General features: G+C 38.7%; 8 protein-coding genes and 1 tRNA gene. 3 read left to right on the forward strand and 6 right to left on the reverse strand.

Features of this window, described 5'->3' with window-relative positions:
- Positions 1-8: 8 nt before the first annotated feature.
- Entirely contained in the window at positions 9-440 is a 432-nt protein-coding gene (gene rpiB, locus PXG98_RS03515; RefSeq protein ID WP_276389024.1) for a ribose 5-phosphate isomerase B, read from the reverse strand.
- A gap of 608 nt (positions 441-1,048) precedes the next feature.
- On the opposite strand from rpiB, the gene rnr reads away from it, so the two are divergent.
- The 3 genes from rnr to PXG98_RS03530 are packed head-to-tail and all read left to right on the forward strand — an operon-like array spanning position 1,049 to position 4,644.
- Positions 1,049-3,244 carry a ribonuclease R gene (rnr, locus tag PXG98_RS03520; protein WP_276389025.1) on the forward strand — a complete coding sequence of 732 codons (2,196 nt, stop codon included), beginning with the start codon at positions 1,049-1,051 and terminating at the stop codon, positions 3,242-3,244.
- Positions 3,245-3,280: 36 nt separating this feature from the next.
- Positions 3,281-3,961: a head GIN domain-containing protein gene (locus PXG98_RS03525; protein ID WP_276389026.1), complete on the forward strand. Its 681-nt coding sequence runs from the start codon at positions 3,281-3,283 to the stop codon at positions 3,959-3,961.
- Between the two features lie 17 nt (positions 3,962-3,978).
- Positions 3,979-4,644, forward strand: coding sequence for a LysE family translocator (locus tag PXG98_RS03530; RefSeq protein WP_276389027.1), 666 nt, complete (start codon positions 3,979-3,981; stop codon positions 4,642-4,644).
- A 55-nt stretch (positions 4,645-4,699) separates the two neighbouring features.
- Here PXG98_RS03530 and PXG98_RS03535 read toward each other — a convergent pair.
- The 5 genes from PXG98_RS03535 to PXG98_RS03555 form a co-directional block, all read right to left on the reverse strand.
- Positions 4,700-4,773, reverse strand: a tRNA-Cys gene (locus tag PXG98_RS03535).
- Positions 4,774-4,819: 46 nt separating this feature from the next.
- On the reverse strand, positions 4,820-5,179 hold the full coding sequence (folB, locus tag PXG98_RS03540) for a dihydroneopterin aldolase (RefSeq protein ID WP_276389028.1): 360 nt from the start codon (positions 5,177-5,179) through the stop codon (positions 4,820-4,822).
- A 42-nt stretch (positions 5,180-5,221) separates the two neighbouring features.
- Entirely contained in the window at positions 5,222-6,166 is a 945-nt protein-coding gene (locus PXG98_RS03545; protein ID WP_276389029.1) for a PorP/SprF family type IX secretion system membrane protein, read from the reverse strand.
- Between the two features lie 21 nt (positions 6,167-6,187).
- Complete coding sequence (locus PXG98_RS03550; RefSeq protein WP_276389030.1) at positions 6,188-20,431, reverse strand: T9SS type B sorting domain-containing protein; 14,244 nt, start codon at positions 20,429-20,431, stop codon at positions 6,188-6,190.
- The gene (locus tag PXG98_RS03555) at positions 20,431-22,500 is read right to left on the reverse strand and encodes a PorP/SprF family type IX secretion system membrane protein (protein ID WP_276389031.1); all 2,070 of its coding nucleotides are present in this window, start codon (positions 22,498-22,500) and stop codon (positions 20,431-20,433) included. The genes PXG98_RS03550 and PXG98_RS03555 overlap by 1 nt, the downstream gene beginning before the upstream one ends.
- Positions 22,501-22,502 lie beyond the last annotated feature (2 nt).

Below are 22,502 nucleotides of genomic sequence, written 5' to 3' on the forward strand. Positions count from 1 at the left end.
AAAAAATGCTAATTAAAGGGAATTTTTTCTATTCTTCGTTCATGTCTTCCCCCTTCAAACTTAGTATTAAGAAAAGTTCTTACCATATCCAAGGCCTGATTAAGCGATATAAAACGAGCAGGTAAACTAAGAATATTAGCATCATTGTGTTCTCTCGCTAATTGAACAATCTCTTTGTTCCAACATAATGCTGCTCTAATACCATGGTGTTTGTTGGCAGTCATACTTGCACCATTGCCACTACCACATACAATGATTCCCAGGTCTACAACTTCGTTTTCAACATCTTCTGCAACTGGATGAATAAAATCCGGATAATCCACACTATCCGTACCGTCAGTTCCGTGATTAATAACCTCAATCTCTAAAGATTTTAACAAACCAACAATAGCGAGCTTATATTCGGTTCCTGCGTGATCATTACCTATGGATATCTTCATTTTGTTATCTTTTATACTATCTTACAAAGTTACTAAACCCTTTGAAATAGAATCTTAAAATACCTATCAACAATTAAATTTTTTAATAACTGTAATAAATTGATTTTTAGAAGTTTAATTTATATAATATTTGTTAATAATTACCAAGAAATATTAATTACTTAAGTTTTAAAAAACAATTGAAATAAGCAATACAAAATAGAATTAAGCTTTCAAACTTTAGTTCTTAAAAATTAGTAGAAAGTTATTCTTCTTTTAAATAGAGAACTTAACATATAAACATCTAATTACTTATTAAACATTTTAGTGAATAAAAGTTATTAGACCATGTTCAATAAAAACCTAATCAATTGATCTAGAGTTAAAAAAAATAAAGTTTTTAGTTGATAAACTAGTATATCTGTTAATAGCAATTTTTCTAACTTTTTTTTATCCCAACTATTAACACCCTATAATAAACACCATTTTTATTTTAAATTAATTAAGAAAAAAGATAAATATTATATAACGGTTAATAACTATTAGATTTTAAATTAATTTAAAATTAAAGTTAGCTAAAGAAGTCTCTTAATAATAATTCGTACTTTTCAAAACAAATAAATGATTTAATGTCGAAGAAGAAAAAGCGTGCTAAAGGGCACCTAAAGAATGAAATTACCAAAGGAATTTTTACAGTATTAGAGAAAGAACCTTCCAAGAGTTTTAACTATAAGCAGCTGGCTGCAAGGCTAGATTTAAAGGATACAGAGAGTCGCAACCTTCTTATAAGACGTTTAGGAGAATTAAAAAGCGATAAAAGAATTGAAGAACAGAATAGAGGAAGTTATAAAGCCTTAGAAAGAAATAATACATTACAGGGAAAGGTAGATATTACCGCCAGAGGAAATGCCTATGTAATAGTAGAGGAGTTAGAAGATGATATTTTTGTACCCTATAATAAACTGAATAGGGCATTTCATGGAGATTTAGTAGAAATTCTTATTTATTCCAGAAGAGGTAAGACAAAGTTAGAAGGGGAAATAATTAGAGTTGTAGAAAGAAGAAAAAACACCTTTGTTGGAATAGTGGATCTTCAGAAAAAGTTTGCTTTTGTAAAGCCAACAGATCCACGAGTATATAAAGATATATTTATCTCCTTAGATAAATTATCTAGTGCTCAAAATGGAGATAAAGTAGTAGTAGAAATAACAGAATGGCCAGAGAATGTAGACTCCCCTTATGGTAAAATTATAGAGGTTTTAGGAAAGCCAGGAGAACATCAAACAGAAATACATGCAATTTTAGCAGAGTATGGACTGCCTTATAAATTTCCGGAAGAGGTTGAAAACTATGCTAATAAAATTGATACCTCAATTAAACTCGAAGAGGTACGAAAACGAAAGGATTTAAGAGATGTTTTAACATTCACCATTGACCCGAAAGATGCCAAGGATTTTGATGATGCCTTGTCATTCGAAATAACAGAAAATGGGAATTATTCTATTGGCATACATATAGCAGATGTTTCGCACTATGTAAAGAAAGGAACCATCTTAGAAGAAGAGGCTTATGAAAGGGCTACTTCTGTGTATTTAGTAGACAGAGTAGTACCAATGTTACCAGAAGTACTTTCTAACAATGCATGTTCCTTAAGGCCTCATGAAGATAAGTATACATTTTCGGCAATTTTTGAATTAGACGATCAGGGAATTGTAAAAAAGGAATGGTTTGGACGAACTGTTATTAATTCTAACGAACGTTTTGCATACGAGGAAGCCCAATATATAATTGAAAATTCTAGCAACGAAATACCTGTGGATATTTCTATCCGAACAGATGCCTATAAGGTGAGTGAGGAGGTTGTTAATGCTATTATTAAACTAGATAAGATAGCTAAGGCAATGAGAAGTAAGAGAATGGAACATGGAGCTATTTCTTTCGATAAAGTAGAAGTAAAATTTCAGCTATCCGAAGATAATGAGCCCGAAGGTGTATTCTTTAAAGAGGCAAAAGATGCAAATAAATTGATTGAAGAATTTATGCTTCTGGCAAATAGAAAAGTGGCAGAGTTTATAGGAAAACAATCGCCAATTAAAACCTTTGTTTATAGAATCCATGATCAACCAGATGAGGATAAATTATTTGCATTAAATAGTATTATAAAAAGGTTTGGACACCGTTTAAACCTAAAGGATAGGAAATCCGTAAACAGCTCCTTAAATAAGCTCTTGGAAGATGTAAAGGGTAAAAAGGAGCAAAATTTAGTTGATACTCTTGCAATTAGAAGTATGAGCAAGGCGGTTTACAGTACTGATAATATTGGACATTATGGCCTGGCTTTTGATTATTATACTCATTTTACCTCTCCTATTAGAAGATATCCGGATGTATTAGTACACCGATTACTTCAACATTATTTAGAGAAGGGTAAATCTCCTGAAAAAAAAGAGTATGAAATATTATGCAAACACTCCTCTGATATGGAGATACTGGCGTCTAATGCAGAAAGAGATTCTATAAAATATATGCAGATAAGATTTATGGAAAACCATGACGATCAAGAGTTTTTAGGGGTAATTTCAGGAGTTACAGAATGGGGTGTTTATGTAGAAATAATTGAAAATAAGTGCGAGGGAATGGTTCGGATAAGGGATATAAAAGATGATTATTATACCTTTGATGAAAAAGAATACGCAATTATTGGACAACGTAACCGTAAAAAGTATCAGTTAGGGGATGAGGTTTTGGTTATGGTAAAGAGCACGGATTTGGTAAAACGTCATTTAGATTTTAAATTGTTAGGTAAAGCAGAAGTTCTTAAGTAGAACTTTTTACTAGTTGGGATAAAAAAAAGTATTAGAATGAAACAGTATGTTTTCTTTGTTTTTTGTCTTTTGGTAAACTTTAGTTTGATTTCTCAGGATCAAACGATTACTACAAAATTGTCTAAATTTTCCAGGGTGAAAGTTTTTGATGGTATTTCTGTTAATCTTATAAAGTCTTCTGAGAATAAGGCTATTGTAACTGGCGCTAATACGTCTAATGTGAAGTTTGTTGTAGCTAATGGAGAGTTAAAAGTAAGAATGGCTGTGACTAAATTATTCAGTGGTTATAGAACCTTTGTTGATTTGCATTATAGGGATGCTCTTGTAGTTATTGATGTAAATGAAGACGCCAGAATTATTTCTACGGAGAAAATTAATCAGGATGTTATAGAATTAAAGGCTCAGGAAGGAGGAGAGCTTCAAATAAATGCTGAGGTAGAACAAATGTTAATAAGATCTGTTTCTGGAGGAATTATAACTACAACGGGCATCTCTGATATACAAGACGTGGCTATAAATACAGGAGGTTCTTATCTAGGGAAAGACTTTAAAACCAATTTTACAACTGTAAATGTTAACGCTGGCTCCAAGGCCGAAATATATGCTTCAGATTATGTGAAGGCAACTGTGAAGGCGGGTGGCGAGGTTCTAGTCTACGGAGACCCTACCAAAATGGATGAAAAGACTGTTTTTGGAGGAAAAGTAACTCGAATGTAATTTTTGTTTTAAAATAGATGATAGAGGATGTACAGGCAGCGATACCGCTGGGGTTTTTACTGAGCTTTATGATTGGTCCTGTTTTTTTTGTACTCTTAGAGACCAGTGCTACAAAGGGTTTTAGGGCAGCTTTGTTTTTCAATCTAGGCGTAATACTTGCTGACATATTTTTCTTAACCATAGCATATTTTAGTAGTTATCAATTATTAGAAAACTTAAGCAATCAGCCGGGTCTTTATGTTTTTGGTGGTGTAATTTTATTAATTTATGGCCTTACCACGTTTTTTAGTAAAGACTTTGTGAAAAGAAAAACAGATATTAAACCGAGAAAGGGCGGGTATTTGAGTTTATTTATTAAAGGTTTCTTATTGAATTTTATAAACATTGGTGTCCTGGTGTTTTGGTTAGGCGTAATTATAATCGTTGGCCCAAGCCTGGAGAATAATCCAAACAGAATAATACTTTTCTTCTCTAGTATGCTAGCGGCATATTTCATAACAGATTTGTTTAAAATATTACTGGCAAAACAATTAAAAAGAAAACTTACCCCTGAAAGAATACGATGGGTGAAAAAGGGTTTGGGGATAATTTTGGTAATTTGTGGGGTTGTACTAATAATAAAAGGGTTCTTGCCAAAAGATCAATTAAATATTGAAAAGGGTATAGAATATATAAGAGATTAGCCGGGGCCTTCGTAGAATTATACAAGTAAAAAACCCTTCTAAATGGAAGGGTTTTTGGAGGCATCGAGCGGATTCGAACCGCTGTACAAGCTTTTGCAGAGCTGTGCCTAGCCACTCGGCCACGATGCCATTAGAAAGGGTCAAAGGTACTATTTTTTCCTACTTAGAAAAACACTTAGGACCTCTTTTTATTTAGCTCAATAGTTACCATCTCAACATCTCCTCCTATAGGGGGATTTACTTTTGAAACGGTTATGGAAATTTCATCTACGGCATCTAATTCTCGAAAAACGCGATCAATTATTCTGTTTCCAACATGTTCCAGTAGTTTGGACTTAATTTCCATTTCTTCTTTAACAATATGGTTTATGTGAACATAATCAACAGTGTCAGCAAGTTTGTCGGAAAGAGCTGCTTCTCTAAGATTTGCGAGAACTTCAATAGTAACCAAGTAGTCGCTTCCAATTAAGCCTTCTTCTCTTAGACAGCCATGGTTGGCATAAACCCTAATATTTTCAATTCTTATCTTGCCCATTCTTATAAAATAAGTGCAAACATAAGACAAAGAAAGTATTTTCTAATACGTACAGCGACAATTACTAATCCCTTGGAATAGATCCACACCGATAGTTACAACGTGAGTTCCGGTACTAAAGCCCAGAATTTCATTGAGTATAATTTGATAAGAGTAGCCAAAATAGAAGTTGCTCTTTTTTAATCCCACCAAAGGAGCAATATATAAGGGATCCCCAATCTGATCGTTCAGAAAGCGATAGGTGGCACCGACATAATAATAGTCTTCAAAATCGTACCATCTAAACTTTGCATTTAAATCGGTCACAGATCTTCCGTCACTTTCAAACCATTGAAAGAAGACAGAGGGTTCAATTTCAAAATTGCTATTCTTGTTTTTGCTAAATCTATATCCGGTGTATAAATAGTAATTTCTTAATTGATTTGGTTCTGATATTGGATTAAATTTAGTTAGGTCCTTATCAAGAATATTGGAGGCATTTAAACTAAGATAATACTTGTTTTTTCGGTATAAAACGCCAATGTCAAAGTTATGATTGGTTGTGGAACGATCATCTGTTACACTTGGGTCAAAACCGTCAAAATTTTCAATATCAATTCTAAATTGATTAAAATTATAGGACAAACCAAAAGATAGAAACTCGTCTTCGTATCGATCTAGAGTAAGGTGGTGGGCAAAGGAAAGTCTTGCTCCTCTTTGCTTAGTTTCCCCATTGCTATCGTTGTATAAGACCATGCCTATACCAGATTTATTTCCAATTCTTCCGTCTGCAGCCAAAGACTGTGTGTCTGGAGCATCTTCAATTCCTACCCATTGTGTAAGACCATTAATTCTTATTTTTATATGATCTCCAACACCAGCATATGTAGGGGACACTACAAATGGGTTGTCTGCCAAATACTGGGATAATTGGGGGAGCGTTAGCTCTTGTCCACGAGAGACAAAGGCAACTAGCAGCAGTATTGAGCAAATTAATCTATTGCGCATAATTCTTTTAGGTTAAGTTCGCTATCTATATAAGGTGAAATGGCCAACAAATTCTCTGTCATCTACTTCTCCTTTGAGTTTTATCACATACCAATAATCTCCTGTTGGGAGTTCTGATCCTTGGTATAATCCATTCCATCCAGCATCTCCATAACCCATCCTATAGACCTCTCTACCATAACGATCAAATACGACGGTTAGTATTTCTGGGAACTGTTCAATATTACGAGGGACCCAAGTATCATTTAGGCCATCGCCGTCTGGGGTAAAGAAATTCGGAATCTCGATATCTATAAATTCCATAAATATCTCTGCAGACGTTTCACATCCATTCTCATCTACCACTATAACCGTATAAGTATCTGTTCTATTGATATAGTAGGTATTGTCATTTCCATTATCGACCCCATCAAAATAGAAGGTATAATCTTCCAAACCACCGGTTGCTATGGCCGTTATTTCGTTCAGATTTTGTTGCTCAAGGCTAATAGTAAGGGGTTCAAAGTCTTGAATTTCAAAATCGATAGTTAGAACACATCCATTAGCGTGTGCAATTGCCAGATAATGATTCCCGGGAGTAATATTGCTAAAATCTGGGTCCAAGACCATATCAGCAGGATCAGTTGAATCTAAAGCATACATTACTGAGCCAAGAACAGTAGGATCTTCGAGCGTAATTTCCAGGCTGTTCTCAAGAAAATTGTCGGTACACTCATAGATAGGCTCAACTAGGGCATTTATATTTACGCCGGGCTCAATTTCAACAATAACATTAGTTTCACAACCCATGGCGTCCTGTATGAATATAACATAGGTGCCGGCTGCAAGATTATTAAATTGTACCTGGTCTAAAATGTAGTCAGACGCACTATTTGAATTAAACGCCGTGCTATAAGGTGCTGTTCCCCCAGAAATTGTTAATTGAATCTCCCCATCTTCATTGCCTATACACACTTCTGGAAGCGCAGTAAAGGTAGCAGCTAAAGGACTAGGCTCAATTATTGTAAACTGGAATGGGATAAAACATCCGCTTTCGTCTTGGGCAATAACGTCATAAACGCCCGGTTCTAGGTCTTCGAATGTATTTTCTGTATCAAATTGATTTAAGAAAGGGCTAATAGCGTACTGAATGGTACCAGTACCACCAGATACTTCTACTGTAATAGTTCCATCGTTTTGACCCGCACAAGTAACATCGGTAAACTCCTCCCGAACAACCTGTAAGGGAAGTGGCTCTGTGATTATAACTTCCGTAGAGACCTCAATACAATCACCGCTTGATACTCTAATAAAGTAACTGCCACTGGCCAACATATTAAATGTATTTGAAGTTTGAGGCCCGGCGATGAGGTTTGTTAACGTAGCATCTCCAAATAGTTCGTAGCTGTAATTACCTAGCCCGCCTCTTGCTTCGGCAATAATGGTAGCGGTTGCTTCGCCGGTACAATTTATTATGGCAGCGGTTTCATCTAAGTTTATGGTTAACGGAATTAACGGATCTACAGATATTTGATTCGAAATAGATGCTTCACACCCGAAAGAATCTCTTACATAATATTGATAATTGCCGTCTGGGACCGTAAATACATGCGTATTTCCAAAATCAAAGGCTGTAAATGAAGTTCCATCCAGACTAAACTCATAAGGTCCTGTTCCCCCCGTTGCACTTAGTTCTAATTCCGCCTGATCAATACAGGTTAAGCCAGAAAGCTGAATCAAATTGCTAGACACATCCGAGGGTTCGGTAATGGTTACTTGTGCCGTCTCTATGCCACAGCTCCAGTTGTCTGAAATTGTTATGCTGTAAACACCAGCACCTAAGTTATCAAATGTAGGACTTAATTGTCCACCACTACTAAAGTCAATTGTGGTTCCTGTTGGATCATAGTAATTCAGTTGGTACTGATACGTACCCTCTCCTCCAAGGGTATTTATTGCAGAAACGCTTGCATTTGTATCACCAAAACAAACTAAATTAGTTGGCGTAGCGGTTATCCCAGCCGTAATGGGCATCGGCAAAATCAATGTTTCCACTTCGTTTATAATACAACCGCCATTATCTGTAATTTCGACATCAAAATTGCCGGCAGACAAGCCAGTAAATACATTACTATTTACACCAGTAACGGTATATGTCTGCGTAGTTGTGTTGTTTGTTAATACAATGTCGTAAGGCCCATACCCTCCTGATGGCGTTACTATTATTTCGCCCTGATCATTGCTACAGCTTACGTTAGCCAGAGGGCTTACAATGGCTGTTAGCGGCATATCAGGAGAAATTATGGTGCTTATATCAGAGTCTTCTACACACAATGGATTGGCTGTTTGTCTAACCCTTACAAAGTAATTACCCCCAGAAAGTCCGATAATACTTAAAGGATTGGTACTCGTGTTTGCCGAGCCCGTTATTCCGGTGGTTACTCCGGCGGCATCAAACACCTCATAATCATAAGCGCCTGTATATCCTGAAATCGTTATTTCTAAAGCGCCATCGGCACCACCAAAACAGCTAACTTGGCTCACAGGGTTCGACGCTACTGTTATCAAATCAAAGGGCAAAATTTCATAAGGGGCCGTATCGACATAACATCCGGTTGTTGTATCTGTAATCCTAAAAGTATAACTGCCAGCCGCGGACAAATCAAATATTGCAGACGTGTTTGTAGGATTAGATGTAAGTGTTCCGTTAGGGTTTGCTAAAGGAAGCAATTCAAAAGTATAGGTGTTACCAGGATTGCCATCATCTGTTACAGATATCAATACCTCTTCTGGATTTGCACAGCTTATGGCAATATTTTGAGATACGAGCGCACTAAATGTATTAATAGGCGATATAGAAACAAGGTCTGTTTCAGTACAGCCATTTGCGTCGCTGACATAGACAGTAATATTTTGTACAACACCAGTATCGACTACCTCAAAAGAGCTTGAGCTTTGGAAATTAACATTGTCAATACTATATAAATAAGGAGCGGTACCAGTTCCAGGAGTTACACTAACACTAAGAGTGGAAGTGCTTACCACATTGGCTGGACTACAACTAAATGCAGTAGCGTTTGCAGATACAACTAAAGCTAAAGGTTCTCCCACTGTCACTGCTTCCCTAAGAGAGCATCCTCTTGCCGAAACTGCTTCTACTTCATAAGTCCCAGCAGACAAGCCATTAAATGTTGGACTAGCCTGAGGTCCGGCAATTAGCACTCCGAGATTGTCATATAGATTATATTGATATATTGGATTATCATTTGTACCTGGAGTTGATGCACTAAGCACAATGGATATGCTGCCATCACTTAGACCATTACAGGAAACATCTACAATGTCGTGCGGATCAAAAGCAACGATTGATGGTGCAATTAATTCGGTTGAGATTGTTTTGGTACAAACGGGATTTGTAGTGTCTAAATCTGTAACTACAAAATCATAAAGGCCTGCCTGATCTAGCCCAACAAAGACACCAGAATTGTTGCTGCTGGTTGTAATGCCATCAGGATAGGTCACAGTATAGTCTAGATTTAAGGAGCCTCCAGTTACCGTAATTGTAATTTCCCCATCTGGATTGATAGTACAATCTAGTGGCTTTACTAAAGTACTCACCAAGTTCATTTCTTCATAAAGTACTTCTGGCCCGATAGTAGCAGTACAGGCCCATTGGTCCGTTATTACTACTTCATAGGAACCAGCACCGAGTCCTGTAAATACTGTGGTAGTCTGTGGCGCACCAAATGGCGTTGAATCTTTGATAAGCTGATAACTATAGTTGGCATTCTGCCCTCCTGTAGTTCCAACAACTTCTAATTCGCCTTCTAAATTGGTACAATTCTCTTGATTTACCTGCAGACTTGCTGTAATAGGAGCAGGATCAGCCAAGACAATGCCATTTTGAACTAATTGTTCACAACCATTTTGGTCAATTACCCAAGCTTCATATGTTCCGGCAGTCAGATTTTCAAACCTGGGAGACACCAAGTAGTCTCCAGGGCCAGTAGGACTGACAACTCCGACATAATAAGAATAGCCTCCCCATCCACCAGCGGCATCAATTACTTCAAGAATACCATCGTTACCTAAACAAGTAATATCACTCAGGTTGACGTTAGCAGTAATTGCCTGGCTTGGTCCGTTAATACTGAAGGCTTCTATATTAACACAACTTGGATTATTGGTTTGACTTATCTCAACATAATAGCTTCCCGCAGGCAGGTTAACCACTGCGCTAGGCCCATTACCAGCTTCATTTCCAGTTAATATAGAAATATCATCTGCTATATTTACTGCTGTCCCATTGGTGTCCCATACCTCCCAGTCGAATCCACCAGGATAAGTAGCGTCTACAAGTTCAAACGTAACCTCCCCAGTAGAAGTTCCAAAACAAATAACATCTTGTAACTTGTCTACAACAATATTGAAAGTGTTTGGGTCTTCTAACACCTCAGAAGTTGTTATGATACAACCCGTATCTAAATGACGGACCATAAAATTGTAAGTGCCGATATCCAAACCAGAGAATACATTTGATGCCTGATAGTTTAGGCCATTATCAATGCTGTATTCAAATCGCGTTGGATCGTTATTGATGGAGGTGGCAGTTATTGATATTTCGCCATCTAAACCTGGATTACAACTGATTGGGTTTGTAATAGCTGCAGTGGCAGTGAGAAGCTCATCATAAGGTAAAATAACACCAGTTGTACTACCAAGACACCCATTGGAGTCATAAACATTAATTGTATAGCTACCTCCTAAGGGGTTTGTTTCCGTATATGAGGAATTTCCCCCTAGCTGTAAGACTACATCGTCACCTAAGGGTGCGGTTCCTTGATTGTTTATAAATTCATAAACCACATAAGAACCACTTCCTCCGCTGATTAAGGTATTGTCTATGCTAATAGTTGCATTGCTATTATTATTTCCAGAGACACAGCTAAACTCTACAATGGTTGGTGCTGGTAAGGTGATTACCCCGGGCTCACCTATGATAATTCCAGAAATATCAAATGTACAACCATTGGTTCCTGTAGCCGTAATAGTATAATTATTTGGCGGAAGATTTTCAAAAGAGTTGGTTGCAGCGTTAAAAGTTCCTGCGACTGGCAATATAGTATAGCTCAAAGGGCTTATTCCGTTGTCTGTTTCTGTAAGGGTAATTGAGCCGTCATTGGCACCATTACAGCTAACATCTAAATGCGTTTCTGTGAAAGTTGGCGTGATACTAGCAGGAACTTCTACCGTGAATACTCTATTACATTCTGGCCCACTTGTGTTGTTGTCATAAACAGTTATTGTATAAGTTCCAGGGGCGCTTGCAAGATTCCATACAAATGGATTTGCAGTCAATGAAGTTCTTGCCTCGTTAACAGGCCCTGCGATTTCGAAATCATAGTCATTAGACCCAGCCGTTACTTCAATAGTTATTTCGCCATTAGGGCTAAGCGAACAGTCTATTAACTTTGTTAAGTTCACACTTGCCTCAAGTACAGGGTATACTTCAACTACCGCAGTATCTGAACACCCATTACTATCAATTATTGAAATGTTATAAGTGCCTGGTGTAACATTTGTAAAGACCCCTCCATTATCTGCGTAGCTTAAGCCACCATCATTGGAATATAGTATTTGGGCTGCAGTACTACTCGCTGTTATTGTCAAAGAAGGATCTGAGGAGCAGTTCTCTACGGCTATAGCATCTATTGTAGGATTAGGGGAAAGCAATAGGTTAATTGGGCCAAAATCACTAAAACAACCGAATTGATCTTCTACTCTAACAAAGTAATCCCCAGCAGGAGAATTGGCAGCGATTTCAATAGGATTATCAGGAGTATTACTAATCGTTGTAAAACCAACAGGACCAGTAACTGTATATGTATAAATGCCGCCACCACCAATTACATTGTCTACAGAAATTATTCCTGGCGCATTACATGTAATATCCTGAACCTTACTAAGGCTGGCATTAATTTGGTCTAGTTCTTCAATTAATATGTTCTCACTTCCAGAGACACAATTGTCAACATTTAGAGCATCTACTTCAGTAACTACGATATAGTATTCTGCTGGCGCCAAACCATTAACAGTAATAGTTGGAGAATACGGTATATTCCCACCACTACTTGTAACCAATGCGCCCGTAGCAACGTTGTAGAATTCCCATCGCATGGAAGGCTCTATATTTCCGTCCGTATCTGTAAGCGTGTAGGTAATTTCTGCATCATTGGATCCAAAACACGATGGTTCATAGCTGGCCGTAATTTCTATAGGATTGGTGGTAATGTCATTTACATTTACATTACTTTGCCTGATACAACCACTTGAATCTCTTACATAAAATACGTAAGTCTTACCAGGTATAAGGGCTGTCCACGTATGACTTAAAGGCACCGGCGCCGTCCAAGCCGCAGTAAGCGGATTAAATGTGGAAGGATCATCTGTATAGGCATATTCATAATTAGGCACACCTTGTGTTCCTTGCACAGTTACCTGTAAATCATTACAGTTAACAACAACCGTAGATATTGTAATATCTAAGTCGTCAAGAGGATAAGGAATTACGTATCTGGGCAGATCGGTCTGACAAACAGTATTTCCTAGACCGTCAACTGTTCTCATGGAAGGAAACACACTAACTCCAGAGAAATAACCGGTAAGCACATCACTAGTTCCTGGAGCACTATTATCTCCTGTCCAGGTGGCACCTCCATCCGCACTAAATTCAATGGTTCCCAAGGTTGTCGGATAGTTCGTAAACCTAAACCCATAGTCATTTGGATCAACACTGCCGCAGGCAGCAGGCAATACACCACTAATATCGGCAGTTAGCTCGTCAGGATTGTTTATTAAAATAGGACTGTCCGAAACCATACATCCAAAAGCGTCAGTAACGTTAATCGTATAGTTTCCGGGCAATAGGTTAAAATAGCTTCTTGTGGTAGAAAGTATGTTGTTATTTGTTTCGTTAGACGCACCACCATTGTCTAAGTCGATTATTTCATAAGTAAAAGGACCGTCACCACCAGTAATAGTTACCTCTATAGAACCTGTGCCATCATGACATTCTGGATCGGTTGGTGTAGTTGTGAAAACCAATGGATTGGCAGGTAAAACACTTACCGTCTGCATGTTCTCGCAAAAAGGAACTATGGCCGAATTGTCTCGGACATAAACGTCAAAGTCTCCTTCATTTCCAGCAGATACAGCAAAGGTATTAGTAGTCGAGAAGGCGCTAGACGGACTATTTCCAGTGGGCACAAAGGCGTACTCATAAGCTCCGTTACCACCTGTGGCATTTGCGGTAATAGTTCCGTCTGCACAAGAACTAATATCTATAACATCAATGGTTACCGATAAATTTGGATGAATAGTTAGGCTTTGTTGTATTCCTACACAGCCGAATTGATCTCTTACATCTATGGTGTAATTGCCGTCAGATAGGCCATTAAAGGTGTAAGTTGTAGCATTGCTCGGCGATGGCGTTAACCATGGCCCGGAATTTAAGCTAAATTGGTATTCACCATTTCCAAGGGTAACATCTACTTGTATACTTGCATCATTGATACCGCTATAGCAAGCCGTAGGTGTAGAGGTAAATGTAATAGCCTGAGGAGCCACAACGCTTATTGCCGAATCAATAGGATCTTCACACGAATTTGTGTCTAAAACCCTAATTATATAATCACCTGTAGGAAGACCAGTAAAGACAGCATTTGTACTATATGCACTTAGTATTGCACCCAAAGTATCTTCTAACTGATATTGATAAGAAGGTGTTCCTCCTATAGCGGAAGCGGTAATCGTTGCTCCTGCATTACTACAGGTTGCTACTTCCGTAATTAGGGCACTTGCCACTAAAAGAGAAGGCTCTAAAAGGGTTTCAGAAAGTATAACAGAACAGCTGTTATCCAATACATCTCTTACTTCAATGGTATTAACACCAGCTGAAAGTCCGCTAATGATAATGGGAGAAGCAGTTTGTGGAGCAGAGAAACTACCGCCATTTACAGAATATTCAAAACCGTTAATGGCGTCAAAGTTTTCAACATCAAAAGTCAGTTCTCCATCGGAAAGACCGTTGCAGCTAATGTTTACAAAGGAGGTAATAGAGGCGTCAAAAGCATTCCCATCCTCTACTACTACGTCAATACTTACGGTAGAAGGACATACTTCAGGAATTTGAAAGGCCTCAATATCATCAATGGCAATATCATTTCCACCTGTTACGGCAGAATTTGTTCGTATCACAATGTCCAGATTGTTAATTGCTCCTGGATTTAATGTAACCGTATAGTTTTGCCAATCATTAGCATTATTATTTTTTGGTATATTACCAGTTGTGGTGCTAGCAATGACCGTTCCGCCACCATCCACTAACTGTATATTAATATCTGGATCCGCTCCACCAGTGCCCACTCGTAAGAGGTTAAATGCCCACAGTGAAATTGTAATATCTCTATTGGGAAGGACTTCAATATCTCTTTTAGCATAAATTATTCCATTAGGCCCAACCGCTCCGCCTACATTCATTGCCAAGAATCTACCATTAGGCACTGCAGAATGGTCGTTAGGGCTTCTCCAGGACCCATATGGACGAACAATTAACTGGGTTACCGAATATTCACCATCTTGAATCCTATCACTTATTGCCCAACCGCATGAGTTTACAGAACCATCTTGTGGTTCGTAACAATATGCAGGGTCTACTTCTGTGATGCTTATATTTGGACCAGCACCAAAGTCTTCTAATAACAAACTACTAGGAGAAGGAGGAGTACTTATGATATAGTCGGCTGTAATGGTATGGCTTCCTACAGCTACATCTGTAAATATTGCAGAGGTCGCGGGAGTGTTTGGCATGCCGTCAATAGAATACGTATAATTATATCCTGGATTATCCGGTGTAATTGTAATGTTACCTTCACCATCACAGGCGTATGTTATTACGGGACTGATGCCTGGAGGTGTTGGTTCTGGAGCAACGGTTACATCCATGGGATATGTACAGTTGTTGCTGTCTCTAATAAATAAAGTATGTGTTCCGGGTAGCAGAAAACCAATTGGACTTGCCACAAAAGACGTACCTCCATCAAAGCTATATTCATAGGTTCCACTCCCCCCTTGGGCATTCGTAATTCTTACCTCAGCCCCTATAGAAGGATTACATTCAATTAGTTCCGTTACTGCTGCCGAAGCCGTAAGGGCTAAGGGCTCAGAAATGGTATATATCTGAGATATTTCACAGTTATTGGCATCTCTTACTCTTGCAGTATAGCTGCCTGCAGCAAGGTTAACAAAGCTTGGTGATGACTGGTATGAGCCACCATTATCTATACTGAAAAGAAAAGGAGCAGCTCCGCCAGACGGTACTATAGTAAGTGTTGATTCCATAGATCCACTACAAAGAATAGGGGTATTAGAAATTGCAAGGCTTAATGGCGCATCTTGAACTATGTTAATATCAAAAGCAGCTTCACAAAATCCTGCATTTCCGTTATTATCCCGAACATAAACATCGTAATCACCAGTTCCGGTTATGGTAATGTTGTTTGAAGCTCCAAAATCTCCTGGAGCTGGAACTACAGCGTCTGCAACGATAGCATAGACGTAGGTTCCATCTCCACCAGCGGCATTAATGGTTACCTGAGAGTCTGTTCCGCAAGAAGTAATATTTGGGGCACTGGCACTTACACTTAGTTCCGGGTTTATGGTAATCGTACTGGTATCCGTACAGTTATTTCCATCTAACACGTCAATGGTATAGGTTCCAGGACCAAGTCCAGCAAAAACATTGGCAACATCGTAGGGGCCACCATTTATTCGATATTGAAAATTTCCATCTCCGCCTGAAGTAATGGAAGCAGTAAGAGTTAGGCCAACTAAAGCGTCGTAGCATAAGTCGTTCGCAGTTACGTCGAGAACAGGGGAAACGGCAGCATTAAGCACAAAAGTATCCGTTATTGAGCAGCCATTTGCATCTGTAACACTAGCGCTATAGGTACCTGCTTGGTTTAAAGAGTTGAAATTTCCTGTTGTATTGCTTAAAGAGGTCGTTAAATCGGGGTATGTAAGTGTATACGTATAACTGCCCCAACCGTCAGAGGCACTTAGGGATACACTACCGTCTGTAGTACAGCTAGGCTGAACTTCTGTATAGGATATGGCCAAAGGTACAGTAGGCTCTTCGACGACTACGTTGGCCAGAGCTTGGCAGTTTGTTTGATTATCCGTTACCGTAATGTCATAAGAACCAGCAGGCAGGTTTGTAAAAGGTATAGCAGTACTTGTTTCATTGGTACCATTAAAGTTTAGAGGACCCGTAACACTGTAGTCATAAGTTGTATTAAAACCATTAACGTTGAATAAGATAGCCCCATCAGAGCCATTAAAACAACTTACATTCGTGGCTAGCTGCCCTGTTGTATTTATGGGCGTAACAGGGTTAATAGTAAAACTCTCTTCATACACACAACCTTTATTATCTGTGACTCTATAAGTGTAGGTGTCTGGCGCTAAACCATCAAAATCGGCAGTGTTCCCTGAAATCGAGGAAGCAGGAGTAGATACCGGAGCAATTATTTCAAAATTAAAGGGTGTATTTCCTCCAATTACGGTAGCGGTTACGTCTGAGGTTTGTGTGGGACAGTTTGGTTCAGTTGCAGAAAAAGTTAGATCTGTTGGAGGGTTTAATGGATCAATTATCACAGAATTGGTTACAAAAACACATCCATTAGCATCTCTTACTGTTATAGCATAAGTACCATTAGTAAGATTAGGAAAAGTTTCCGCACCTAAACCAGCAACAAAGTTCACTCCGTCAATACTGAACTCATAAGGAGCTGAACCGCCAACAATATTTTGTGCCTCTAAAGTAGCGTCTTGCAAACAGGAATAGTCCTGTACTAGAACTGCATTTGCGGTAACTGAATCTGCTGGGCCACTAATAGTAAAAGTTTCAACATAGTCGCAAATAGCAGTGCCATTTGATTGGGTAATAGTAAGACTATAATTTCCCTGACCTAATCCAGTAAAGGTTCCTGAAACATTTGAAGCAGTACTTGTATCTGGATATGTTAATACATAGGAAGCGCTATAACCATTAAAATTAGTAACATTAACAGCATAGGATCCGTCTGCTCCACCCAAACAGGTTTCATCAGTCACTGAGGTAGTATATTCAATAGAAGGCGCAACAGCAATCGTTGCAATATTAGAAACGAAAGTACAGTTGTTAGCATCTACAACCAGAAACTCATAATCTCCGGCCTGAGCAGCATTAAAGAAAAACTCTGAAGTGTCTTGAAAAGCACTGCCCGGAATGTCGGATACATTTGCGTATAAATCCGTACCATTATAACTCCATATGGCATAGAGATAATTGGGGTTAGGAAAACCTCCCGACCCGCTTACTGTTATAATTCCATCGGTACAATCTATGGGTTTTGTGGTGACGGCATTTACATCTAAATCTGTAACATCATTAATAGTTACCTGTTGGGTTAAAGAACAACCATCATCTGTTGTTACCAGTACATCATAAACCCCATCATTTAGGTTAAAGAACGTATAATTGTTATCGGTAGAAGGGCCAAAAGTGTCAATAGTGGTTCCTCCTTGCGAAATTTCATAATAGTATTGGGGTTCCACATCCAAAGCGGATATAGCTATTTCCCCTAAGCCATTACAGTCAGTGTCTTTTGTGGTGATATCCAACTGAAAGTCTCTGGTAAGAACACCGATATCTTCTAATCGGAAAATACAGCCATCAAGTACGCCTTGTTGGCGCATTTCAACGGAGTAGGCCCCATTGCTGGAAATGGTGAAACTTGGACCATTATTAGCACTATAGGGAACTAAAATAGCATCGGTAGTAGCATCTAATAATTGAAATTCATAATTGGCGGGCATATTTGTTACCGTAATGTTTCCGGGAGAAAGACAGATTAAATCGGTGACGTTAAACTGAGGATCTAAAGGGTTTTTGAATATATTGAAGTAGAACCTGGTAAAACACCCATTCTGATAGTTAATAATTAGCCTGTATTCACCAGCATCACTGGCAAGAAAGTTGTTTCCGAAACCAACATTGTTCCATCCACAGCCAGAATCCTTATTGGCACAATCATCTAAAGAGGCAGCACAGCTTGTTTCATCTAAACGCTCCCATTCAATACTATCTGCGTCTGGAATGTTAATTTGTACTAGTTCCGTATCATTCAGACCACAAAGGAAGATTTTGGGAAGGAGTTCCCCATCGTTTGGACATACCGCTACTTCTCCTTCAACACTATTCGTAAGATCATTAATTAGGGATGCAATTGGATTTACCTGAGTAGTTCCAAATCTTTCAACAGTTATAATTTCTTTAAAGCCCTTACAGGGATCTGCAACAATTTTGTCTACAATATATACGCCCACATCAGTAACAATCTGCGTACTTGGATCATTATCAGGGTCTCCATCATTCAGGACAGTGTCTGTGGGATCTATTTCTTCGTTTCCATTCTCATCTCTTACCCAAACGTAGCTGTCAAAATTATCTCCAGCATCCAAGACTACATTATCACCACAAAGTTGTACAGTTCGGTTAAAATTACAGTCGCTAAGATCATCCAGAAGAAAGTTGGTTGCGCCTGGAGTAACGAAACCACAATTATCAAAATCAGAAACACTGGGGTCGTCTGTGATTATGGCGCTATTAAGAACACCATTGTAAGTTGAAAAGGCGATGTTTTCAATTAAATCGGTACAGGCATCTACAAAGTCAAAACAATTTTCAGCCACCCGCACACGCATGCGAATAGCGGAGACAGGATCTCCTATTTCTACGAGATTATTAGGAATATTAAAGGTAACTGCTTGGGTTGGGGCGTCAAAAGAGTACGTAACGCCCGGAGGAAGCACCATATTTGTTTCATCTAGGGTAACGTTTGTAGGCAGTACGTCCCGTATGGAATAGCTATCTGCATCATCATTTCCCAAGTTTCTAAAGGAAAGTACATATTCCAAGGTTTGGCCCAAATTTACCCCAAGGCCGGTAATATCATTTCCCGCAATATCCTCTACTTTTTTTTCCAAGATAATATCTGGCTCAATAATTTCAACGGAGAAGGTAGCTAAGAAAGCGCCGTATCCATCTCCGGTAGATGTAAAGCGCAGAGTTGCACCAGATTCATCGTTTGGAAGCACTGAGTTTAGAGGGTTGTTTAAATTAAATAGATCTAAATCAGTTCCTAAAGTATTCGTGCCAAAGGGAGTTCTGGTAGATACTTCTGCACCATTGGTAGTTATTGTAGAATTAAAAAAGTTATTGTTGGGGTTAAGCCCGGTAGACATCTCTACAAAGCCACCCGCAGACAAATCGGCTCTAAACCTAAATCTATCATTTCTTATACGTCGATCTCCTTCTAAAGCACCCACTCCAATTCGTGCCCGCACTGGAAAAGGAGGGGGTAAAGTTCTAAAACCATTAACGGCTACATCCACGGAACCAACGGATCCGGACAATCCGGCGTATCCGTCGAAGGTAGAAATAAACTTTCCAGTTTCTGTAGGGTTTTCATAAATAACCACCAGAACCCATCCTGCGGAACTAGAACCATTTCGTCTTCCTTTGGTGGCCCTTACATTTGCCACTGTGTATTCTCCGGATGGATCAGCGTTAGTTCTTACAAGATCTGTTACATTTTTATAGCAGATATAAGGAGAGTCCTTAAAGGAATTATTGATGTTTGTATAGTCGTATCCGTCAAATATAATATCGTCCTCATCGCCTACTGGATCGGCATTTGTATCGGCGGTTAAGTCAACATAGCTTCCTCCTGGGATTCTAAATTTAATATTATTCCAATCTTCAATTCTAGGCGTACCACTAAAAGGTTGACTGCCATTGGTACTTCTTTCATTAGGATAGGTGGCAGCCCAATATAGACCCGCATAACGTACCTGGGAACAGTTAGGGTCATTAAGGGTTAATTCGGCACTACTGGAACTAAAGGTTGAAGGATCTCCATCAATATCAATATACTCCATCCACAGAGAATTGTTATTCTGAGTACCATTATAGGGAGTATTGGCTTGTCCTGGGTTGGTTTCACTTGCGCGGTTTAGGATATTGTTTCCAACAAAAATTATATCTCCACGTATTTCAATATTACCACCATTTAATCTTGGGGTGAAGGGAACTGCTTCTTGGGAAGAGGCCCAGAAGTGACATCCAACTAAGAGAAATAGGAAAAAAAACTTAAGTAGGTTTTTTCTAGAGTTCTTTTGGTTCATTAGGTAATTAAGTTTGGTGTAACACGCATTATCCACATCTTGTCGTCGTATGCGTCATTTAGTTTGGAGTAGTATGATATCAACGCATTTGTCCAGGACTCATGCCGTTTTAAATAAACATACCGATAGTTGTTTTTGGGATTAATAAAATAGCTGGCGCTCAACCCCTGAGTGTTTAAGAGACGAACAAACCGATTGGCATTTTTAGCATTCGCAAAGACGTTAGCTATAATATAGTAACCGGATGGTCCACCTTTTATATTTCGAACTTCGTCTTGGTTAGAGACAAGCTTGTCTTTTACAACAACGTTTTTCTGGAGAACATTAGAGTCGTATTTTGAAGATTTTTCGCGTACCTTATTGCTATTCTCCGCATAGGCTTCGTTCGTATATCTATTTTCAACATTCATTACCCATAACTCTCCGTCATAGGTGCCGTTTATTCCGGATTTATGCGCTGCCAGAGCCTCTTTCCAAGTATCATAACGTTCAAGATAGACGTATTTAAGACCATTTTTATCGTTTTCAATATAGTCGGCATTAAGACCTTCATTATTGAGTTTATCAACAAACTTGTTTAAATAGTGCTTGCCTTTATAGACATTTGCTACGATATAGTAACCGTCTTGCACACCGTCTAGGTCTCTGAACTTCTGACCCTTAACTTTGTTCTTTTTTGCTTCTTGAAGAAATGCGTCAAGTGGTATAGTTTTCTCTGTATAGCTGGTGTTTTTGGTTTTTGAAATAGTTGTTCTTGTGGCTGCAATGGGGTTGGGTAGATTGTTGTTTGGCTCAACGGTTCTAGGCTTAGGTGTATTTTCAGCAAGTGCTGTTTTGTCATTGTTAATAAGATACATCTGTTGTGCCTTGTTTTCAATGTCTGGACGATTGCCACTTGTCTCTGCCCTTACCATTCTCATAACCATTTCAAAGCGTCTTTCTAGATCCTTTTCTTTGTTAGACTCAATAGAATCTTGTCTAAAAATCATTTCAGCAAGAATGGCGTCGTTTTCGGCCAAACGCCGTTTGAGCTCTTTAATTTCTTCGTCTTTGGAGCTAAATGAGGTAGCTTCATCTTCCTGTTCTTCCTCCTCTACGGCGGCAACTAGATCTTCACTGTCATCTTCTAGCATAACTCTGTCTTCTGTTAAGTTTGGAGTGAAAGAATAGGCAAAGGAAATTTCATGCGTTACACCGAAGTTATCAATGTTATTTGCAAGACCTTTCTCCATTGTATATCCTAAAGAAAGCCTTTTACCAAGGTTAAAGCCCACACCTGCGGCGGCACCGTAAAAACTGTCATATCCAGCTTGTACCCACCCTAGTTTGGGCAGATCAAATATGATGTTCCCACCGAGGGCAATATCTTCCTGCCCAGGCATTCTAACCCGGGCTATTGGCATTAGACGAGAGTTCTCCAGAACACCGGAGGTGTTTCTTAGCTGATGCGTATATTGTAAATGACCAGAAAAGGTTTTGTCTTTGAATTCTGTAATCGACTCACTTGTTTTCAGGTTATAGTCAAAAAGATTCTCAGCGAACATCCCAAAATCGAACTGGCCATAAGATAAATTAAAACCTGGCTGAAAGGATAGCAAGGAACTGTCTTGAAAACCATCTAATAAGGGATCTATTTCAATTGGATTGGCCCTGCTTTCATCAAATCCTGAGCTGTAATAAGAAACATTGGCACCAAAGGTAAAGTTGCTTTTATCGCTAAGTTTTACACCGTAGGCATAATTGGCTAGTATACCATAATTGCTGACTACCCCTTCTCTTTGCGTATATAGACTAAGTCCAACACCAGAACGGTCATTCACACGACCACTATAACTCAGAAAGTATAGTTGATTGTTGTCATCAAAAGATACCGACTGGTTTCTATGCAGAAGATTAACATAAGACAAATCTTCTCGGACAGTAGAGAAAGTAGGATTTATTAAAAATCTATTAAATTTTAATAAGTTTTGTGATGGCACGTCGTAGGTTATAAACGGGTTATCTTCCTGAGCACTAAGCCCCGTCAGTGCAAACACAAAAAGCAATATGTATACTAATTTAGACTTCATTT

The sequence above is a fragment of the Eudoraea chungangensis genome (genome assembly GCF_029360665.1).
In the GTDB taxonomy this organism is placed as follows: Bacteria; Bacteroidota; Bacteroidia; order Flavobacteriales; family Flavobacteriaceae; genus Eudoraea; species Eudoraea chungangensis.

Excerpts from the sequence above, each read along its gene's own strand:
- rpiB (WP_276389024.1), bottom strand. The coding sequence starts at position 440 with ATGAAGATATCCATAGGTAATGATCACGCAGGAACCGAATATAAGCTC.
- rnr (WP_276389025.1), top strand. The coding sequence starts at position 1,049 with ATGTCGAAGAAGAAAAAGCGTGCTAAAGGGCACCTAAAGAATGAAATT.
- PXG98_RS03525 (WP_276389026.1), top strand. The coding sequence starts at position 3,281 with ATGAAACAGTATGTTTTCTTTGTTTTTTGTCTTTTGGTAAACTTTAGT.
- PXG98_RS03530 (WP_276389027.1), top strand. The coding sequence starts at position 3,979 with ATGATAGAGGATGTACAGGCAGCGATACCGCTGGGGTTTTTACTGAGC.
- folB (WP_276389028.1), bottom strand. The coding sequence starts at position 5,179 with ATGGGCAAGATAAGAATTGAAAATATTAGGGTTTATGCCAACCATGGC.
- PXG98_RS03545 (WP_276389029.1), bottom strand. The coding sequence starts at position 6,166 with ATGCGCAATAGATTAATTTGCTCAATACTGCTGCTAGTTGCCTTTGTC.
- PXG98_RS03550 (WP_276389030.1), bottom strand. The coding sequence starts at position 20,431 with ATGAACCAAAAGAACTCTAGAAAAAACCTACTTAAGTTTTTTTTCCTA.
- PXG98_RS03555 (WP_276389031.1), bottom strand. The coding sequence starts at position 22,500 with ATGAAGTCTAAATTAGTATACATATTGCTTTTTGTGTTTGCACTGACG.